Annotated in this window: 28 protein-coding genes; all 28 read left to right on the plus strand. The window is 62.2% G+C overall.

Going from position 1 to position 16,550, the window contains the following annotated elements; translation table 11 throughout:
* Positions 1–2 precede the first annotated feature (2 nt).
* The 28 genes from VV088_RS18590 to infA all read left to right on the plus strand — a co-directional run bounded on the left by VV088_RS18590 (position 3) and on the right by infA (position 16,528).
* Positions 3–1,604 (plus strand): hypothetical protein, encoded by a 1,602-nt coding sequence (locus tag VV088_RS18590; RefSeq protein ID WP_334602164.1) that lies wholly within the window; start codon positions 3–5, stop codon positions 1,602–1,604.
* 25 nt (positions 1,605–1,629) lie between these two features.
* Positions 1,630–2,874, plus strand: a complete 1,245-nt coding sequence (locus VV088_RS18595; protein WP_334602165.1) for a tetratricopeptide repeat protein — start codon at positions 1,630–1,632, stop codon at positions 2,872–2,874.
* 419 nt (positions 2,875–3,293) lie between these two features.
* The gene (gene rpsJ / locus VV088_RS18600; RefSeq protein WP_334602166.1) at positions 3,294–3,608 is read left to right on the plus strand and encodes a 30S ribosomal protein S10; all 315 of its coding nucleotides are present in this window, start codon (positions 3,294–3,296) and stop codon (positions 3,606–3,608) included.
* Between the two features lie 142 nt (positions 3,609–3,750).
* Entirely contained in the window at positions 3,751–4,479 is a 729-nt protein-coding gene (rplC, locus tag VV088_RS18605) for a 50S ribosomal protein L3 (RefSeq protein WP_334602168.1), read from the plus strand.
* Positions 4,480–4,498: 19 nt separating this feature from the next.
* Positions 4,499–5,119 carry a 50S ribosomal protein L4 gene (gene rplD, locus VV088_RS18610; RefSeq protein WP_334602170.1) on the plus strand — a complete coding sequence of 207 codons (621 nt, stop codon included), beginning with the start codon at positions 4,499–4,501 and terminating at the stop codon, positions 5,117–5,119.
* Positions 5,119–5,418, plus strand: coding sequence for a 50S ribosomal protein L23 (rplW, locus tag VV088_RS18615; protein ID WP_334602171.1), 300 nt, complete (start codon positions 5,119–5,121; stop codon positions 5,416–5,418). Before rplD ends, rplW begins: the two co-directional genes overlap by 1 nt.
* A gap of 14 nt (positions 5,419–5,432) precedes the next feature.
* A complete protein-coding gene (gene rplB / locus VV088_RS18620) occupies positions 5,433–6,266 on the plus strand; it encodes a 50S ribosomal protein L2 (RefSeq protein ID WP_334602173.1) in 834 nt (277 codons plus the stop codon).
* Between the two features lie 16 nt (positions 6,267–6,282).
* Positions 6,283–6,555: a 30S ribosomal protein S19 gene (gene rpsS / locus VV088_RS18625; RefSeq protein ID WP_160663210.1), complete on the plus strand. Its 273-nt coding sequence runs from the start codon at positions 6,283–6,285 to the stop codon at positions 6,553–6,555.
* A 15-nt stretch (positions 6,556–6,570) separates the two neighbouring features.
* A complete protein-coding gene (gene rplV / locus VV088_RS18630) occupies positions 6,571–6,903 on the plus strand; it encodes a 50S ribosomal protein L22 (RefSeq protein WP_334602174.1) in 333 nt (110 codons plus the stop codon).
* 15 nt (positions 6,904–6,918) lie between these two features.
* Positions 6,919–7,779 carry a 30S ribosomal protein S3 gene (gene rpsC / locus VV088_RS18635; protein ID WP_334602175.1) on the plus strand — a complete coding sequence of 287 codons (861 nt, stop codon included), beginning with the start codon at positions 6,919–6,921 and terminating at the stop codon, positions 7,777–7,779.
* Positions 7,779–8,210 (plus strand): 50S ribosomal protein L16, encoded by a 432-nt coding sequence (rplP, locus tag VV088_RS18640; RefSeq protein WP_334602176.1) that lies wholly within the window; start codon positions 7,779–7,781, stop codon positions 8,208–8,210. Before rpsC ends, rplP begins: the two co-directional genes overlap by 1 nt.
* Positions 8,210–8,407, plus strand: coding sequence for a 50S ribosomal protein L29 (gene rpmC, locus VV088_RS18645; RefSeq protein WP_251317585.1), 198 nt, complete (start codon positions 8,210–8,212; stop codon positions 8,405–8,407). The genes rplP and rpmC overlap by 1 nt, the downstream gene beginning before the upstream one ends.
* Positions 8,408–8,422: 15 nt before the next feature.
* Complete coding sequence (gene rpsQ / locus VV088_RS18650) at positions 8,423–8,683, plus strand: 30S ribosomal protein S17 (protein WP_023346506.1); 261 nt, start codon at positions 8,423–8,425, stop codon at positions 8,681–8,683.
* Positions 8,684–8,698: 15 nt separating this feature from the next.
* Positions 8,699–9,067 carry a 50S ribosomal protein L14 gene (rplN, locus tag VV088_RS18655; RefSeq protein WP_023346505.1) on the plus strand — a complete coding sequence of 123 codons (369 nt, stop codon included), beginning with the start codon at positions 8,699–8,701 and terminating at the stop codon, positions 9,065–9,067.
* Between the two features lie 13 nt (positions 9,068–9,080).
* Positions 9,081–9,419, plus strand: coding sequence for a 50S ribosomal protein L24 (gene rplX, locus VV088_RS18660; RefSeq protein WP_334602177.1), 339 nt, complete (start codon positions 9,081–9,083; stop codon positions 9,417–9,419).
* A gap of 20 nt (positions 9,420–9,439) precedes the next feature.
* Positions 9,440–10,000 carry a 50S ribosomal protein L5 gene (gene rplE / locus VV088_RS18665; protein ID WP_334602178.1) on the plus strand — a complete coding sequence of 187 codons (561 nt, stop codon included), beginning with the start codon at positions 9,440–9,442 and terminating at the stop codon, positions 9,998–10,000.
* A 14-nt stretch (positions 10,001–10,014) separates the two neighbouring features.
* Positions 10,015–10,200 (plus strand): type Z 30S ribosomal protein S14, encoded by a 186-nt coding sequence (locus tag VV088_RS18670; RefSeq protein ID WP_023346502.1) that lies wholly within the window; start codon positions 10,015–10,017, stop codon positions 10,198–10,200.
* 499 nt (positions 10,201–10,699) lie between these two features.
* Positions 10,700–11,098 carry a 30S ribosomal protein S8 gene (gene rpsH, locus VV088_RS18675; RefSeq protein WP_023346501.1) on the plus strand — a complete coding sequence of 133 codons (399 nt, stop codon included), beginning with the start codon at positions 10,700–10,702 and terminating at the stop codon, positions 11,096–11,098.
* Between the two features lie 15 nt (positions 11,099–11,113).
* Positions 11,114–11,659 carry a 50S ribosomal protein L6 gene (rplF, locus tag VV088_RS18680; RefSeq protein WP_334602179.1) on the plus strand — a complete coding sequence of 182 codons (546 nt, stop codon included), beginning with the start codon at positions 11,114–11,116 and terminating at the stop codon, positions 11,657–11,659.
* 17 nt (positions 11,660–11,676) lie between these two features.
* Complete coding sequence (rplR, locus tag VV088_RS18685) at positions 11,677–12,036, plus strand: 50S ribosomal protein L18 (RefSeq protein ID WP_334602180.1); 360 nt, start codon at positions 11,677–11,679, stop codon at positions 12,034–12,036.
* A gap of 18 nt (positions 12,037–12,054) precedes the next feature.
* Positions 12,055–12,555, plus strand: a complete 501-nt coding sequence (gene rpsE, locus VV088_RS18690) for a 30S ribosomal protein S5 (protein WP_300765201.1) — start codon at positions 12,055–12,057, stop codon at positions 12,553–12,555.
* A gap of 12 nt (positions 12,556–12,567) precedes the next feature.
* Positions 12,568–12,750, plus strand: a complete 183-nt coding sequence (gene rpmD, locus VV088_RS18695) for a 50S ribosomal protein L30 (protein WP_160637778.1) — start codon at positions 12,568–12,570, stop codon at positions 12,748–12,750.
* Between the two features lie 16 nt (positions 12,751–12,766).
* Positions 12,767–13,207, plus strand: a complete 441-nt coding sequence (rplO, locus tag VV088_RS18700) for a 50S ribosomal protein L15 (protein WP_334602181.1) — start codon at positions 12,767–12,769, stop codon at positions 13,205–13,207.
* A 2-nt stretch (positions 13,208–13,209) separates the two neighbouring features.
* Entirely contained in the window at positions 13,210–14,604 is a 1,395-nt protein-coding gene (gene secY / locus VV088_RS18705; protein WP_334602182.1) for a preprotein translocase subunit SecY, read from the plus strand.
* 18 nt (positions 14,605–14,622) lie between these two features.
* Complete coding sequence (locus VV088_RS18710; RefSeq protein WP_334602859.1) at positions 14,623–15,255, plus strand: adenylate kinase; 633 nt, start codon at positions 14,623–14,625, stop codon at positions 15,253–15,255.
* A gap of 11 nt (positions 15,256–15,266) precedes the next feature.
* A complete protein-coding gene (gene map / locus VV088_RS18715; protein ID WP_334602860.1) occupies positions 15,267–16,031 on the plus strand; it encodes a type I methionyl aminopeptidase in 765 nt (254 codons plus the stop codon).
* Positions 16,024–16,317, plus strand: coding sequence for a KOW domain-containing RNA-binding protein (locus tag VV088_RS18720; RefSeq protein ID WP_334602183.1), 294 nt, complete (start codon positions 16,024–16,026; stop codon positions 16,315–16,317). Before map ends, VV088_RS18720 begins: the two co-directional genes overlap by 8 nt.
* Complete coding sequence (gene infA / locus VV088_RS18725; RefSeq protein WP_023346491.1) at positions 16,310–16,528, plus strand: translation initiation factor IF-1; 219 nt, start codon at positions 16,310–16,312, stop codon at positions 16,526–16,528. The genes VV088_RS18720 and infA overlap by 8 nt, the downstream gene beginning before the upstream one ends.
* Positions 16,529–16,550: the final 22 nt, after the last annotated feature.

The following is a 16,550-nucleotide window of genomic DNA, read 5'->3' on the forward strand; positions in this document are numbered from 1 at the left end:
ATATGAAAAAGTTTCAGCTCAAATGGCCCTGGAACTGGCTGCTGTACGGCGTTGCCTTTTTGATCGCGGGGAGGATGATCGGCTATCTGTGGGCCGCGCTGATTCTGGTGGCCTGTGGAGCGACAAGAAAGGCCAAAAGCGCCCCGGAGGGCAGCTACTGTCTGGACCGGACCCGGAAGGGGCTGGCTAAGCTGTTCTGGGCGCTGCTGTATCTGTTCTTCGGTTTTGCCGGGGGCGTGTGCTTCTATATGCAGATGCAGGAGGACCGCTCCTTATGGGAGCTGAAAGACTGGGCTTTTACCATATTCACCGCAGTGTTGTGCCTGGGCGGTACGGCCCTGGGCCTTGCCGAGGCCTATACCGATCTGCGGGATGCCTTCTGCCCGGCAAAGAGCAAGCTGGCCAAATCCATCCGTTCCCAGCTGCCCTACCCGGAGGAGGCTCCTCCGGTGGAGGAGCTGTTTGCCATGGTGGACAAGGATATCCGGGAGAACGGCCAGTGGTTTGACCGGGTGGCCATTGGGAAGGAGTGGGTCTTCGGTGACGAGGTCACCTCCATTGCCCGCATCCGGGGGGTATTCCTCCGGGACGAGATCAGGACCCACTACAGCAACAACCGCCGGCGCACCACCCGCATCCTGGAGCTATGGATTGTGGACGACCGCCGGCAGATTCAGGTGACCACCCTCCACAAGCCTGCCGAGCTGAAGGCGGCGGTGGACTGTCTGCGCCTGCGGATGCCCGAGGCTTTCTTTGACGATTACAAAAATATGTCCAGCTTTACCGACCAGACGGAGGAGGAGTGGCAGGCTACCAACCGCTCTGTGCTCCGCCGTCAGGATCAGCGGCTGTCCCGGCAGGAGGAGCAGGCCCGGAGCCGCGCCGGGAACAACCCCGATTTTGTGCTCATCGATCTGAACGGCCAGCGGACCTCCCGCTTTGACCGGCGGACGGTGGAGGATCAGCTCACCGGCCTGAAGCGTCCGGGCCAGCGCTTCGAGCTGGAGCCGGTGGACCTGCTCCCGATGCCGGGGCTGAACGGAGCCAGCTTCTCCCGCCTGTCCGCAGGGATCTCCAACACGGGGCTGACCCTGGTGGTCACCCTGAAGCTGGCCGGCGGCGCCTATCAGGCCCTGGCCAAGCCGGTGGGGGAGCCGGAGGCGTGGGAAGCCTTCGCCGGTCTGCTGGAGCGGAAGCGGGTCCCGGACGTGGCGGGCTGGCAGCTCCTCCAGGGGGCGGAGACGCCCCGGTCCCAGGCCCGGGCCAGACTGTCCATCAGCGACCGCACCGGCGCCACCCGGGATTACGACAGTTTCACCCGCCGGGATGTGGAGCTGGCCGGGGAGGGTCTGGCCAGCGGAAAATATACGGTGGTGGCCCTGTTCGCCGGGCCCCGGTACCTCTACTTAAAGGCAGGAGACAAGCTGGACGGGCGGGTCACCGTCAACGCCAGCCGTCCCGACCCGGATCTGCTCCGGGTCTTTGAGACCAAGTGTACCAGCCGGCAGGCCCAGGAGTGGCTGCTCCAGATGTCGGAGGGCACCTTTGACCCCGATTTTTCCCAGTGGAAGGACATTACCAAACAGCTGGAGAAGAAACAATAAGAATGGAAAGGAATGGAGATCCAGTATGGGCAAGTATTTCAGCGACACAGTAGACAACGCCATCGAGGCCATTTACTATACGTATGACAAGGAGCGGGCGGCAGCGTGCCTCCAGTCTCTGGCCGATGCCTCCAACGCCGGGGACGGCGACGCCAGCTACATATTGTCCCGATGCACCTCGGGACCGCAGTACAGCTGGAAGTACCACCCCTTCCAGGAGAACGATGAGGTGACGGAGCAGCTGATCCGCAAGAGCATCCTCCAGGGCAGCGCCATGGGGGTGCTGGGCGCCATGCGGTGCGGGATGCTCACGCCGGAGATGGAGGAGGCCATGCCCTTCGCTACGCTGAAGGAGGCGTGGAACACGGTGTACGAGAAGGCCCAGGCGGGCTGCCTGTTCGCCATGAATATGATCGGCAACACCTACTTCTGGCTGGACGTGGTGCGCATCGAGGGGAAGGGCCCCAACGATTTTCCCAGCAAGGAGGCCTTTGGCCAGTGGCTGCGGGAAAGCGAGCTGAAGTGCATTCCCTGGTTTGAGAAGGCCTTCCGGGGCGGCATGGGCTTCGCCGGCCGGAACCTGTATAACCTGTACAACGACGGGGATGACGGCACCTTTCCGCCGGACAAGGCCAAGGCGCTGGAGCTGGCCAAGCTGGGGGCCGAGCTGGGCTACCCCAACTGGCAGGAGCAGTACGCGATCCTCATCGAAAAGGAGGACGGGCGGGCCCAGGAGGCGCTGGACCTGTATTTTGCCGCCGCCAAGCAGGGGCAGCTGAACGCCTGGTACAACGTGGGCAAGGCGTTTATGGAGGGCAAGATCGTGCCCAAGGACTGCCCCCGGGCGATGGAGTGCTTTGAGCTGGGCCTGGAGGACCCCAACGCCATTGGCTGCGCCAATCTGGCAGGGAAGCTGCTGTACCTGGGGCAGGACGGCGTCCCGCAGGACTATGGCCGGGCGGTTCAGCTGTTTGAGCGGGCCCACGCCCTGAAGAACACCTGGGGCAACGATATGCTGGGCAGCTGCTACCTTTTTGGGTACGGCTGCCAGAAGGACCCCGCCCGGGCCCTCCAGCTGTTCCAGGAGGTGGACTACAGCACGAACCTGCTCAACTACGGCCTGGGCACCATCTATACCCAGGGCCTGAGCGTCCCGGAGGACATCAAGAAGGGCGTGGAGTATTTTCAGAAATGCAGGAATTACGCGCCCGCCCAGGAGGCTTTGCTGAACTTTAAAAAGACCCTCTTTGGCAAGTGGGTCCGGAGATGAACCCGCGGCCCCTCCCTTTAGGGGGAGGGGCTTTTGCACGGCTGTTTAAAAAGTCCACAAAGGGCCCCCTCCGAACTGGGGAAAAACTGCCGGATTTTTTCAAAAAAAGGCTTGACACACACGGGCGGGTGTAGTATGATAACGGAGCGTCTGACAGGGCGCAGTCTGCGATGATGCGGGAGATTGCTCCAAAAAGGAGGTAACTTCCGCGGAGTATGTCCGACAGATCGGGCGGCTGAGCGAGGTCCGTACAGGGGCGTATATCGCCTGGTACGGGGAGAACCGGCCCTTTTGCGCCGGTTTTTTCGTGGCCGGGAGTGATACGCACGAAAGCGTGTACAAACGTCGCTCACCGTACGGAGGACGAGCAAGCCCCTGAAAAACACTCAACTTCGTATGAATCAAGGAGGAAACAACCAATGGCAGCTCAGAAAGAAATGATCCGCATCCGCCTCAAGGCCTATGACCACCAGCTCATCGACCAGAGCGCCGAGAAGATCGTGGAGACCGCCAAGCGCACCGGCGCCAACGTCTCCGGCCCCATTCCCCTGCCCACCAAGAAGGAAGTGGTCACCATCCTGCGGGCCGTCCACAAGTATAAGGACAGCCGCGAGCAGTTTGAGCGCCGCATCCACAAGCGCCTCATCGACGTAGTCAAGCCCTCCTCCAAGACGGTGGAGGCCCTGATGAGCCTGGAGCTCCCCGCCGGTGTAGAGATCGAGATCAAGCTGTAAGCCCCCCCACGCATTTCCCTTTGTTGTACCCGCGGTCCGTCGCGTTTTGAGACGGACGGGTCAAGTCGCCGGAGCAATGGCCCCAGCCCAATGGGAGCCAACTACGCCGACCAATAACCTTTAATTAGGAGGAAAATCCCCAATGGAGAAAGCGATCATCGGCAAAAAGATCGGCATGACCCAGATCTTCGATGAAGCCGGCCGGGTGGTGCCCGTCACCCTGATCCAGGCCGGCCCCTGCACCGTAGTGCAGAAGAAGACCGCCGAGAAGGATGGCTACGAGGCCATCCAGCTGGGTTTCCAGGAGATCCCCGAGCGCAAGCTCACCAAGCCGGAGCTGGGCCATCAGAAGAAGGCCGGCCTCACCGAGTACAAGCGGGTCCTGAAGGAGTTCCCTCTGAAGGACTGCTCCAAGTATGAGGTGGGCGACGTGCTCACCGCCAACGTCTTCGCCGCCGGCGATTACGTGGACGTGACCGGCACCAGCAAGGGCCACGGCTTCCAGGGCGTGGTCAAGCGCCACGGAGCGGCCGTCAAGCGCAACACCCACGGCGGCGGCCCCGTTCACCGCCATCAGGGTTCCCTGGGCGCCGGCACCACCCCCGGCCACATCGCCAAGGGCCGCGACGGCGCCGGCCAGATGGGCAACGTGCAGGTCACCGTCGTCAAGCTGGACGTGGTCCAGGTGGACGAGGAGCTGGGCCTGATCGCGGTCCGGGGCGCCATCCCCGGCCCCAAGGGCGGCATCGTGTATCTGAAGAACACCGTCAAGACCATTGTCGAGAAGCACGCCGCCGAGGGTGGCCGCGTCAACCCGCAGAAGGCTTCTGCCCGCGTCAATCCGCAGAAGGCCTCCGCCCGCAACAAGTAAGGAAAGGAGAGATTGAGTTATGCCTAAAGCGAACCTTTATGATATGGCTGGTAAGCAGATCGGCGAGATCGAGCTCTCCGAGGCCATCTTCGGCATCGAGCCCAACCAGGCTGTGGTCCACGAGGCGGTCAAGAACCACCTGGCCAACTGCCGTCAGGGCACCCAGAGCGCCCTCACCCGGGCGGAAGTGTCCGGCGGCGGCAAGAAGCCCTGGCGTCAGAAGGGCACCGGCCACGCCCGCCAGGGCAGCACCCGAGCCCCCCAGTGGACCCATGGCGGCATTGTGTTCGCCCCCAAGCCCCGCAGCTACCGCGCCAGCCTGAACAAGAAAGCCCGCCGGCTGGCCCTCAAGTCCGCTCTGTCCGCCAAAGCCGCCGAGAACGCCGTTCTGGTGGTGGACGGCCTGGAGCTGGCCGAGGTGAAGACCAAGACCATGAAGACCTTCCTGGACGCCATCGGCGCGTCCAAGTCGGTGGTTATCACCCCCGAGGTCAATGAGAAGGTGGTCCTGTCCGCCCGGAATATCCCCGGCGCGGTCACCACCACCGCCAAGATCCTCAGCGTCTACGACATCGTCAACGCCAAGCAGCTGGTCATCGACAAGGCTGCCCTGGCTATCATCGAGGAGGTGTATGCGTAATGGCTGCTACTGCCTATGATATCATCAAGCGCCCCATCATCACCGAGCAGTCCATGGAGCAGACTGAGATGAAGCGCTACACCTTTGAGGTCGACAAGCGCGCCAACAAGATCGAGATCGCCAAGGCGGTGGAGGAGATCTTTGGCGTGAAGGTGGCCAAGGTGAACACCCTGAACATGCAGGGGAAGGAGAAGCGCATGGGTGCCCGTCCCGCCGGCCGTCGGCCCAGCTGGAAGAAGGCCATGGTCACCCTGACCGCCGACTCCAAGTCCATCGAGTTCTTCGAGGGTATGGTGTAAGGAGGAATTGAGAAATGGCTATTAAGACTTATAAGCCCACAACCCCCTCCCGCCGTCACATGACTGTGTCTGCCTTCGAGGGGATCGACAAGAAGGCCAAGCCCGAGCGCGCCCTTACCGAGGTGCTGAAGAAGCACGCGGGCCGCAACAGCTACGGCCGCATCACCGTCCGCCACCACGGCGGCGGCAACAAGCAGAAGTACCGCATCATCGACTTCAAGCGGGACAAGGAGGGGAGCGCCAAGGTCATCAACCTCCAGTACGACCCCAACCGCTCCGCCAACATTGCCCTCATCGAGTATGAGGACGGCGAGCGCCGCTATATCCTGGCCCCCAACGGCCTGAAGGCCGGCCACGTGATCATGACCGGTCCCGAGGCCGACATCCTGCCCGGCAACTGCCTGCCGATCGCCAACATCCCCGTGGGCGAGATGATTCACAACATCGAGCTCTACCCCGGCAAGGGCGGCCAGCTGGTCCGCGCCGCCGGTGTGGCCGCCCAGCTGATGGCCAAGGAGAACGGCATGGCTCAGGTCCGTCTCCCCTCCGGCGAGGTGCGCCTGGTCCGGGAGAGCTGCAAGGCCACCATCGGCCAGGTGGGCAACACCGACCACGCTAACATCCAGATCGGCAAGGCCGGCCGCAAGCGTCACATGGGCTGGCGGCCCACCGTCCGCGGCTCGGTTATGAACCCCTGCGACCACCCCCACGGCGGCGGCGAGGGCAAGAGCCCCGTTGGCCGTCCCGGCCCGGTCACCCCTTGGGGCAAGCCGGCCCTGGGCTACAAGACCCGCAAGACCAAGAACCGCACGGACAAGTTTATTGTCAAGCGCCGCGGCAGCAAATAAGGAGGGAGTGTAAAAGATGAGCAGAAGCGTTAAGAAAGGCCCCTTTTGCGCCCCCGAGCTGCTGAAGCGGGTTGATGAGCTGAACAAAAAGAATGAGAAGAAGGTTCTGAAGACCTGGAGCCGTGCCTCCACCATCTTCCCCTCCTTCGTGGGACACACCTTTGCTGTGCACGATGGCCGCAAGCACGTGCCCGTCTATGTCACCGAGGACATGGTGGGCCACAAGCTGGGCGAGTTCGTGCCCACCCGCACCTTCCGGGGTCACGCGGGCAGCAAGACCGGTAAGTAAGGAGGAGAGACGAAGATGGAAGCTAAAGCGAATCTGAAATATCTGCGGATCTCCCCCCGTAAGGTGAAGATCGTCCTGGACCTGATCCGGGGCAAGGATGTGGGTGTGGCCACCGCCATCCTGATGCAGACCCCCAAGGCCGCCTCTGAGCCTGTGCTCAAGCTGCTGAAGAGCGCCGCCGCCAACGCGGAGAACAACCACCAGATGGACCCTGAGAAGCTGTACGTGTCCGCCTGCTACGCCAACCCCGGCCCCATCATCAAGCGCATCATGCCCCGGGCCCAGGGCCGCGCGTACCGGATCAACAAGCGTACCTCTCACGTCACCATCGCCGTGAGCGAGCGCTAAGGGAGGAGGAACGATATGGGACAGAAAGTGAATCCCCACGGCCTGCGCGTGGGTGTGATTAAGGATTGGGACTCCCGCTGGTACGCCCGCAACGAGCTGGTGGGCGATCTGCTGGTGGAGGACCAGAAGATCCGCAAGTATCTGAAAAAGACCCTCTACGGCGCCGGTATCCCCAAGATCGAGATCGAGCGGGACAATAACGCCAAGGTCCGCATCTACCTGCATTGCGCCCGTCCCGGCGTGGTCATTGGCAAGGGCGGCGAGGACATCAAGAAGATCGAGGCCCAGCTGGTGAAGCTCACCGGCAAGGCCGTGGACCTGAAGATCGTGGAGGTCCGGGACGTGGACACCAACGCTCAGCTGGTGGCCGAGAACATCGCCCAGCAGCTGGAGAAGCGCATCGCCTTCCGCCGGGCCATGAAGAACTCTATGGGCCGCGCCATGCGCGCCGGCGCCAAGGGGATCAAGACCTCCTGCTCCGGCCGTCTGGGCGGCGCTGAGATCGCCCGCACCGAGCACTATCACGACGGCACCATCCCCCTGCAGACCCTCCGGGCCGACATCGACTACGGCTTTGCGGAGGCCGCCACCACCTATGGCCGCATCGGCATCAAGGTGTGGATCTACAAGGGCGAGGTGCTGACCCAGGCCCTGCGCACCACCCCCCGCACCCTGGACACCAGCAAGCCCTATCAGGAGCGCCGTGACCGGCCCCGCCGCCGGGACGACCGCCGGGGCGGCTTTAACCGTGACCGCCAGGGCGGCGGCTTCAACCGTGACCGCGGTCCCCGTCCCGCCGGTCAGGGCAGCTTCAACAACAACCGTGGCCCCCGTCCTGCCGGGGACAACACTCCGAAGGAAGGAGGCGCTCAGTAATGCTGCTCCCTAAGCGCGTAAAATACCGCCGCGTCCACCGCGGCCGCCTGAAGGGCAAGGCCAGCCGGGGCAACTTTGTCAGCTACGGCGAGTACGGCCTGCAGGCCGTTGAGCCCGCGTGGATCACCAGCAACCAGATCGAGGCGGCCCGTGTCGCCATGACCCGCCACACCAAGCGTGGAGGTAAGGTCTGGATCAAGATTTTCCCCGATAAGCCCGTCACTGAGAAGCCCGCCGAGACCCGCATGGGTTCCGGTAAGGGTTCCCCCGAGTATTGGGTGGCCGTGGTCAAGCCCGGCCGGGTCATGTTCGAGATCGCCGGCGTCACTGAGGAGACCGCTAAGGAGGCTCTCCGCCTGGCCAGCCACAAGCTGCCTGTCAAGTGCAAGATCATCAAGCGCGAGGAGACTGAGAAGGGTGGTGAAGCGTAATGCAGGCTAAGGAAGTTCGGAAAATGTCCGCCGCAGAGCTGGAGACCAAGCTGGTGGACCTGAAGAAGGACCTGTTTAATCTCCGCCTTCAGCACGCCACCAACCAGCTGGACAACCCCCTGCGCATCGCTGAAGTGAAAAAGGATATCGCCCGGGTCAAGACCATCATCCGCGAGCAGCAGCTCGCAGGCCGCTAAGAGGAGGAATAGAAGATGGAAAACAGAACTTCTTCCAGAAAAACCAGAGTCGGCCTGGTGGTTTCGGACAAGATGGATAAGACCGTTGTGGTCGCCATCGCCGACCGCGTGGCCCATCCTCTGTACAAGAAGATCGTAAAGAGAACCTATAAGCTGAAGGCTCATGATGAGAACAACCAGTGCGGCGTGGGTGACCGCGTCAAGGTTATGGAGACCCGTCCCCTGTCCAAGGACAAGCGGTGGCGCGTGGTTGAGATCATCGAGAAGGCGAAATAAGGAGGTGTCGGCAGCATGATTCAGCAGGAAACTTATTTGAAGGTGGCCGACAACACCGGCGCCAAGGAGATCAAGACCATCCTGGTGCTGGGCGGCTCCAAGCGGAAGTTCGGCAATATCGGCGACGTGATCGTGGCCTCCGTCCGCAAGGCTCAGCCCGGCGGCACCGTGAAGAAGGGCGAAGTGGTTAAGGCCGTCATCGTCCGCTCCTCCAAGGGCGTGCGCCGTCCCGACGGCTCCTATGTCCGTTTTGACGACAACGCCGCTGTGCTCATCCGCGACGACAAGAACCCCCGCGGCACCCGTATCTTTGGCCCAGTGGCCCGCGAGCTGCGTGACAAGGACTATATGAAGATCCTGTCTCTGGCTCCCGAAGTGCTGTAAGGGAGGGTAAGCTATGAACAAACTGAGTATCAAGAGCGGCGACACCGTCGTCGTCCTGTCCGGCAAGGACAAGGGCAAGCAGGGCAAGGTCATGTCCGTCATGCCTGAGCAGCGCAAGGTGATCGTGGAGAAGGTCAACATGGTCTCCCGCCACACCAAGCCCCGCCAGCAGGGCGAGCAGGGGGGCATCCTCCAGAAGGAGGCTCCCATCTACGCCTGCAAGGTGCAGCATGTCTGCCCCAAGTGCGGCAAGCCCACCCGTCCCGCCCACAGGGTGGAGAAGAAGACGGTCAACGGCAAAGAGAAGAATGTCAGCATCCGCATCTGCAAGAAGTGCGGCGCTGAAATCTGAGAGAGGAGGAGTGAATCGAAATGGCAGAGGAAAAGAAAGTGCCTAACCTGAAGAAGCTGTATCAGGACGAGGTCGCTCCTGCTCTGATGCAGAAGTTCGGCTACAAGTCCACCATGCAGATCCCCCGCCTGGAGAAGATCGTGGTCAACGTGGGCTGCAGCGAGGCCCGGGAGAACGCCAAGGTGCTGGACGCTGTGGTCAACGACCTGACCACCATCACCGGCCAGAAGGCCATCATCACCAAGGCCAAGAAGTCTGTGGCCAACTTTAAGCTCCGTGAGGGCATGCCCATCGGCGCCAAGGTCACTCTGCGGGGCAACAAGATGTGGGAGTTTCTGGACCGCCTGTTCAACGTGGCCCTGCCCCGCGTCCGCGACTTCCGGGGCATCTCCGCTGACGCCTTTGACGGCCGCGGCAACTACGCCCTGGGCGTGAAGGAGCAGCTGATCTTCCCCGAGATCGAGTATGACAAGATCGACAAGATCCGCGGCATGGACATCGTGGTTTGCACCACCGCCCAGACCGATGAGGAGGCCCGTGAGCTGCTGAAGCTGGTGGGCGCTCCCTTCGCCGGCCGCTAAGGAGGAGGAGAATTATGGCTAAGAAATCGATGATTCTGAAGCAGCAGAAGGAGCCCAAGTTCTCCTCCCGCCGCTACAACCGCTGCAAGCTGTGCGGCCGCCCCCACGCCTACCTCCGGGACTACGGTATCTGCCGTATCTGCTTCCGTGAGCTGGCCTACAAGGGCCAGATCCCCGGCGTGCGCAAGGCGTCCTGGTAAAGAGAGTGTTATGTGTCCGGAACGGCGCTGAAGAGTGCTGTTCCGGCACATCTCTATCCACGCACTCGTGTGTTCCTGCGAAATTTTCCTTGCAAAACTGATTTTGTGGGAGTATAATCAATCGTTGTGTCCCAATGGGCAAAATGCTTTACACGCAGCCGTGCGTTTCCGCCCGCGCCCATGAAAACTCCCGGTATTCCGGGAAAGTGCCGTGGCCGCGGGATTTGGACTGCCCGTGCCTTGTAACATATAAAGGTGCGGCCGCGGGCTGCCATGATCCCAGGGGGGACAAACCCCGGTCAACTCCGCTCCGGCGGTTTTGATAGGAAGCGTATGCTCCGGCCTACGTGTACAGGCTCCAGCAAGGCTTCCGTATGAACAATGCGCCTGCCCCAACCAGGCGCGAAGGCGGTCAACAGGTCGCAGGAAGGACCTAACCTGCGATACCTTGCCGTCTATACCGGCCAAAACCGGTAATCTTTATAGGAGGTAAACACGCATGCAAATCACCGACCCGATCGCGGATATGCTGACCCGCATCCGCAACGCGAACAACGCCAAGCATGACACCGTGGATGTGCCCGCGTCCAACATGAAGAAGTCCATCGCGCAGATCCTGCTGGACGAGGGGTATATCAAGAACTTCCAGCTCATCGACGACGGCACCCAGGGCGTCATCCGCATCGCCCTGAAGTACAACGCCGGCAAGGAGAAGGTCATCTCCGGCCTGAAGCGGGTGTCCAAGCCCGGTCTGCGGGTGTACGCCGGCGCCGACGAGCTGCCCAAGGTCCTGCGCGGCCTGGGTATCGCCATTGTTTCCACGTCCAAGGGCGTCATGACCGACAAGAAGGCCCGCGAGGCCCATGTCGGCGGCGAAGTCCTGGCATTTATCTGGTAAGGAGGGTTATAGGATATGTCCAGAATTGGTAGAGCTCCTATCGCCATTCCCGCCGGAGTGGAGATCAAGGTAGAGGACAACAACGTTGTCACCGTCAAGGGCCCCAAAGGCGCCCTGACACAGCAGTTCAGCTCCAACATGACCATCGCGGTCGAGGGCGCTGAGCTGAAGGTCACCCGTCCCAACGACGCCAAGGAGAACCGTTCCCTGCACGGCCTGACCCGCACTCTGCTGCACAACATGGTAGTGGGCGTGACCGACGGCTTCAAGAAGGAGCTGGACGTGAACGGCGTGGGCTACCGTGTGGCCAAGGAGGGCAATAAGCTGGTCATGAACCTGGGGTATTCCCACCAGGTGATCGTGGAGGAGAAGGACGGCATCACCATCGAGGTCCCCTCCCCCAACAAGATCATTATCCACGGCTGCGACAAGCAGAAGGTGGGCCAGTTTGCCGCCGAAGTGCGCGAGAAGCGTCCCCCCGAACCCTACAAGGGCAAGGGCATCAAGTATACTGACGAGGTCATCCGCCGCAAGGCTGGTAAGACCGGCGCCAAGAAGTAAAAGGAGGTGTGCCACTTATGATCAACCGACCCGATACCCGCTCTCAGCGGCTTAAGCGCCATAAGCGCGTGCGTGCTAAGATTTCCGGCACGCCCGAGCGTCCCCGCCTCAACGTGTTCCGCAGCGAGACGAACATCTATGCCCAGATCATTGACGATGTGAACGGCGTCACCCTGGTCTCCGCCTCTTCCCTGGAGAAGGACTTCAAGGTGGAGGGCACCAAGTCCGACGCCGCCAAGCAGGTGGGCGTCAACGTGGCCCAGCGGGCCAAGGCCAAGGGCATCGAGACCGTGGTGTTCGACCGCGGCGGCTATGTATACCACGGCCGCGTGAAGGCTCTGGCCGAGGGCGCCCGCGAGGGCGGCCTGCAGTTCTAAGGGAGGAGGAAGTAACAAATGGCTAGATTTGAGAGAGAGCCCAGCGAGTTTGTCGAAAAGCTGGTCTATCTGAACCGCGTATCCAAGACCGTCAAGGGCGGCCGTGTGGCCAAGTTCTCCGCCCTGATGGTGGTGGGCGACGAGAAGGGCCGCGTGGGCTTCGGCCTGGGCAAGGCCGCTGAGGTCCCCGAGGCCATCCGCAAGGGCATCGAGGATGCCAAGAAGAACATGATCAACGTGTCCCTGTCCGGCACCACCATCCCCCACGAGGTGATTGGCGAGTTCGGCGCCGGCCGGGTGCTGATGAAGCCTGCCGCCCCCGGTACCGGCGTCATCGCCGGCGGCCCTGTCCGTGCCGTGATGGAAGCCATCGGCATCAAGGACATCCGTACCAAGTGCCTGCGCTCCAACAATCCGCAGAACGTGGTCTCCGCCACCTTCGAGGGCCTGAAGTCCCTGCGCACCCCCGAGGAAGTGGCCCGCGTCCGCGGCAAGAGCGTGGAAGAGATCTTGGGTTAAGGAGGGTCAAAAATGGCTAATCTGAACATTAAGCTGGTCAAGAGCCTGAACGGCCGCATCGCCAAGCACAAGGCGACCGCCGAGGCCCTGGGCCTCCGCAAGATCGGCGATACCACCGTGCAGCCCGACAACCAGGCTACCCGCGGCAAGATCGCCCACATCGGCTACCTGCTCCAGGTGTCCGAGGAAAACTAACGAGGAGGCGCACGACATGAATCTGCATGAACTTTCCCCCGCCCCCGGCTCCAACACCAAGCCCTACCGCAAGGGCCGGGGCGCCGGTTCCGGCAACGGCAAGACCGCCGGCCGGGGCCACAAGGGCCAGTGGGCCCGTTCCGGCGGCGGCGTCCGCGTAGGCTTTGAGGGCGGCCAGATGCCTCTGGCCCGCCGCCTGCCCAAGCGGGGCTTCCACAACATTTTTGCCAAGCCTCTGGAGACCGTCAATGTCTCCGCCCTGGAGAAATTCGAGGACGGCGCCACGGTGGATGTCGATATGCTGCGGGCAAAGGGCATTCTGACCAAGTGCCAGTACGGCGTAAAGATCCTGGGCAATGGCGAACTGTCCAAGAAACTGATTGTAAAGGCTTCCGCTTTCTCCGCCTCCGCCAAGGAAAAAATCGTGGCTGCCGGCGGTAAGTGGGAGGTGGTCTGACCATGATTCAGACCATCCGCAACGCCTGGCGGGTGCCCGAGCTGAAGAAGAAGATGCTGTTCACCATTATGGCGCTGCTCATCTTCCGCCTCGGCTCCGCTATCCCGGTGCCCTATATTGACGGCAATGCCCTCCAGCAGTATCTGGACAGCCAGAGCGGCACCATCCTGAGCCTGATGAACGCCATGAACGGTTCCGCCTTCTCCATGGCTACGGTATTTGCCCTGTCCATCCAGCCCTATATCAACAGCTCCATCATCATCCAGCTGCTGACCGTGGCCATTCCTGCCTTGGAGCGCATGGCCCGTGACGGCGGCGAGGAGGGCCGCAAGAAGATCGCCTCCATCACCCGGTACACCACCGTGGCCATCGCTCTGCTCCAGGGCTTCGGCTACTACAGCCTGGTCAACGGCTACGGCCTGGTCAACGGCGGCGCGCTGCCCGGCGTTTGGGTGGGACTGGTGATCGTGCTGTCCTTCACCGCCGGCTCCGCCTTCCTGATGTGGCTGGGTGAGCAGATCACCGAGTTCGGTATCGGCAACGGCATCTCCATCATCCTGTTCGCCGGCATCGTCTCCCGGTTCCCCCGGATGTGCATCGACGGCATCAACGGCCTGCAGCGCTGGATCACCGTCCAGGGCATGAGCACCGAGTCCCTGATGGCCGAGAACGAGGGGATGACCGAGGAGGTCGCCCGGAGCTATATCGACGCCCTCAGCCAGGGCGCGCTGGCTCCCTGGATCATCGCTCTGGTGGTGATCGGCATGCTGGCTCTGGTGGTCTTCATCGTCTATATCAACAACGCCGAGCGCCGCATCCCGGTGCAGTACGCCAAGCGGGTCGTCGGCCGAAAGATGTATGGCGGCCAGTCCACCCACATCCCCATGAAGGTGAGCATGGCGGGCGTTATGCCCATCATCTTCGCCCAGGCCATCGCTTCCCTGCCCGCCACGGTGTGCGGCTTTATGGGGATTACCTCGGAGAGCGAGGGCTTCGGCGGCGGCATGATGCGGCTGTTCGACACCACCAAGCCCTTCTACAGCATCCTGTATTTCCTGCTGATCGTGGGCTTCAGCTACTTCTACTCCACCATGGCCTTCAACCCCGTTGAGGTGGCCAACAACCTGAAGAAGAATGGCGGCTTTATTCCCGGCCTGCGGCCCGGCAAGCCCACCATCGACTTCCTCATGCGCGTGCTCAACAAGATCACCATGTTCGGTGCCCTGTACCTGTCCGTGATTGCCATCGCCCCCATCATCACCGGCAATCTGGTGAGGTACAGCTCCCTGGCCATCGGCGGCACCTCGGTGATCATTGTGGTGGGCGTTGCCCTGGAGACTGTGAAACAGATGGAGGCCCAGATGCTCATGCGGCATTACAAGGGCTTCCTGGAGTAAGGAGTGGCGGCTATGGGTATGAAACTGATCCTGCTGGGCGCCCCCGGCGCCGGCAAAGGGACCCAGGCCGAGATCCTCAGCGCCAAGCTGGGAATCCCTACCATTTCCACGGGAAACATCCTTCGGGCCGCCATCAAGGAGGGCACTCCCACCGGTTTGGAGGCCAAGCGCTATATGGATGCCGGCAAGCTGGTGCCCGACGCCGTGATCATCGGCATCGTGGCCCAGCGGCTGGCGCAGCCTGACTGCGAAAAAGGCTTCATCCTGGACGGCGTGCCCCGCACCATCGGCCAGGCCGAGGCCCTCGATCAGGCCGGTGTGACCTTTGACCATGTGCTGTCCATTGAGATCTCCGACGGGGAGATCGAGGAGCGCATGTCCGGACGGCGGGTGTGCCAGAGCTGCGGCGCCCCCTACCACGTGAAGGCTAAGCCCCCCAAGGCGGAGGGCGTGTGCGACTCCTGCGGCGGACCCCTGGTCCAGCGGGAGGATGACCGGGCGGAGACCGTCCGGGAGCGCCTGGCGGTCTACCACGAGGAGACGGAGCCCCTGAAGGGCTTCTACGAGGGGAAAGGAATCCTGGCTCCGGTGGCCAATCAAGACACCATCGAAGGGACCAACCAGGTGATCATGGAGGCGCTGGGACTCTGATGGCGCTGGAAATGATATCACTGAAATCCCCGCGGGAAATTGAGGCCATGCGCCGGGCCGGGCGGCTGACCGCCCAGGCCCGGGCGCTGGCCGGTTCTATGGTCCGTCCCGGGGTCACCACCCACGAGATCGACCGGGCAGTCCGCCGCTTTATTGAGAGCCATGGGGCAAAACCCTCCTTTTTGGGCTATGGCGGCTTTCCCGCCTCCGCCTGCATCTCCGTCAACGAGGAGGTCATCCATGGCATTCCCGGCCCCCGGAAGCTGAAGGAGGGCGACATCGTCAGTGTGGACGTAGGCGCCTACATCGGCGGCTTCCACGGGGACTGTGCCGCCACCTACCCCTGCGGCCAGGTGAGCGAAGAGGCCATGAGGCTTGTTCAGGTCACCCAGCAGAGCTTCTGGGAGGGCATTCAAATGGCCCGCCGGGGTTGCAGGGTGAGCGACATCGGGCAGGCAGTCCAGGATTATGTGGAGTCCTTCGGCTACTCTGTGGTCCGGGACTTTGTGGGCCATGGAGTGGGCGCGAAGATACACGAGCCCCCTGAGGTGCGCAACTTCGGCCCTGCCGGCCACGGCCCCCGGCTTCAGCCAGGGATGACCATCGCCGTGGAACCCATGGTGTGCGCCGGGGACTGGCATGTGAAGGTGCTGCCCGACAAGTGGACCACCGTGTCCCAGGACGGTTCCCTCACCGCCCACTATGAGAACACCATCCTCATTACCGAGGATGGCCCCGAGGTGCTCACCGTCACGGAGGACGGGGCCTATGTATGACTACACAGGCTGGATCGTCCGGGCCAATGCCGGACGGGACAAGAACGGGATCTTCTGCGTAGTGGGTGTGGATCAGGAAGGACAGAGGCTGCTGCTGGCCGACGGGAAGCGCCGCAAGGTGTTCCGCCCCAAGGCCAAAAAGCTGGGCCATGTCTGGCGCCTGACTGACCAGCTGCACATGTATGACCACCCCGTGGTCCACAGTCTGCGAGAGGGAGAACCGGTCTCCGACCGGGCATTGAGACGGGCGCTGGCCGCCTTCAAGGAGGGATCTACGCTTGGCTAAAGACGATATGATCGAATTGGAGGGCGTCGTCACCGAGGCCCTGCCCAACACCACGTTCCACGTGGATATTGGAAACGGACACATCATCCTGGCACATATTTCCGGCAAGCTGCGGATGAACTTTATCCGCATCCTGCCCGGCGACAAGGTGACCATTCAGATGTCACCCTACGACCTGACCAGGGGAAGAATCACCTGGCGTTCCAAGTAACTATCAACGACCGGATGGACGG

The organism is Lawsonibacter sp. JLR.KK007, from assembly GCF_036941135.1.
GTDB lineage: Bacteria > Bacillota > Clostridia > Oscillospirales > Oscillospiraceae > Lawsonibacter.

Bases quoted from the DNA above. Each gene is read 5' to 3' on its own strand.
- rplB (WP_334602173.1), top strand. From the start codon at position 5,433: ATGGCTATTAAGACTTATAAGCCCACAACCCCCTCCCGCCGTCACATG.
- rpsQ (WP_023346506.1), top strand. From the start codon at position 8,423: ATGGAAAACAGAACTTCTTCCAGAAAAACCAGAGTCGGCCTGGTGGTT.
- rpmD (WP_160637778.1), top strand. From the start codon at position 12,568: ATGGCTAATCTGAACATTAAGCTGGTCAAGAGCCTGAACGGCCGCATC.
- rpsJ (WP_334602166.1), top strand. From the start codon at position 3,294: ATGGCAGCTCAGAAAGAAATGATCCGCATCCGCCTCAAGGCCTATGAC.
- rplR (WP_334602180.1), top strand. From the start codon at position 11,677: ATGATCAACCGACCCGATACCCGCTCTCAGCGGCTTAAGCGCCATAAG.
- rplC (WP_334602168.1), top strand. From the start codon at position 3,751: ATGGAGAAAGCGATCATCGGCAAAAAGATCGGCATGACCCAGATCTTC.
- rplX (WP_334602177.1), top strand. From the start codon at position 9,081: ATGAACAAACTGAGTATCAAGAGCGGCGACACCGTCGTCGTCCTGTCC.
- map (WP_334602860.1), top strand. From the start codon at position 15,267: ATGATATCACTGAAATCCCCGCGGGAAATTGAGGCCATGCGCCGGGCC.
- rplE (WP_334602178.1), top strand. From the start codon at position 9,440: ATGGCAGAGGAAAAGAAAGTGCCTAACCTGAAGAAGCTGTATCAGGAC.
- rplV (WP_334602174.1), top strand. From the start codon at position 6,571: ATGGAAGCTAAAGCGAATCTGAAATATCTGCGGATCTCCCCCCGTAAG.
- rpmC (WP_251317585.1), top strand. From the start codon at position 8,210: ATGCAGGCTAAGGAAGTTCGGAAAATGTCCGCCGCAGAGCTGGAGACC.
- VV088_RS18710 (WP_334602859.1), top strand. From the start codon at position 14,623: ATGAAACTGATCCTGCTGGGCGCCCCCGGCGCCGGCAAAGGGACCCAG.
- rplD (WP_334602170.1), top strand. From the start codon at position 4,499: ATGCCTAAAGCGAACCTTTATGATATGGCTGGTAAGCAGATCGGCGAG.
- rplW (WP_334602171.1), top strand. From the start codon at position 5,119: ATGGCTGCTACTGCCTATGATATCATCAAGCGCCCCATCATCACCGAG.
- rplP (WP_334602176.1), top strand. From the start codon at position 7,779: ATGCTGCTCCCTAAGCGCGTAAAATACCGCCGCGTCCACCGCGGCCGC.
- rpsH (WP_023346501.1), top strand. From the start codon at position 10,700: ATGCAAATCACCGACCCGATCGCGGATATGCTGACCCGCATCCGCAAC.
- rpsE (WP_300765201.1), top strand. From the start codon at position 12,055: ATGGCTAGATTTGAGAGAGAGCCCAGCGAGTTTGTCGAAAAGCTGGTC.
- VV088_RS18670 (WP_023346502.1), top strand. From the start codon at position 10,015: ATGGCTAAGAAATCGATGATTCTGAAGCAGCAGAAGGAGCCCAAGTTC.
- secY (WP_334602182.1), top strand. From the start codon at position 13,210: ATGATTCAGACCATCCGCAACGCCTGGCGGGTGCCCGAGCTGAAGAAG.
- rplF (WP_334602179.1), top strand. From the start codon at position 11,114: ATGTCCAGAATTGGTAGAGCTCCTATCGCCATTCCCGCCGGAGTGGAG.
- VV088_RS18595 (WP_334602165.1), top strand. From the start codon at position 1,630: ATGGGCAAGTATTTCAGCGACACAGTAGACAACGCCATCGAGGCCATT.
- rpsS (WP_160663210.1), top strand. From the start codon at position 6,283: ATGAGCAGAAGCGTTAAGAAAGGCCCCTTTTGCGCCCCCGAGCTGCTG.
- VV088_RS18720 (WP_334602183.1), top strand. From the start codon at position 16,024: ATGTATGACTACACAGGCTGGATCGTCCGGGCCAATGCCGGACGGGAC.
- rplO (WP_334602181.1), top strand. From the start codon at position 12,767: ATGAATCTGCATGAACTTTCCCCCGCCCCCGGCTCCAACACCAAGCCC.
- rplN (WP_023346505.1), top strand. From the start codon at position 8,699: ATGATTCAGCAGGAAACTTATTTGAAGGTGGCCGACAACACCGGCGCC.
- VV088_RS18590 (WP_334602164.1), top strand. From the start codon at position 3: ATGAAAAAGTTTCAGCTCAAATGGCCCTGGAACTGGCTGCTGTACGGC.
- rpsC (WP_334602175.1), top strand. From the start codon at position 6,919: ATGGGACAGAAAGTGAATCCCCACGGCCTGCGCGTGGGTGTGATTAAG.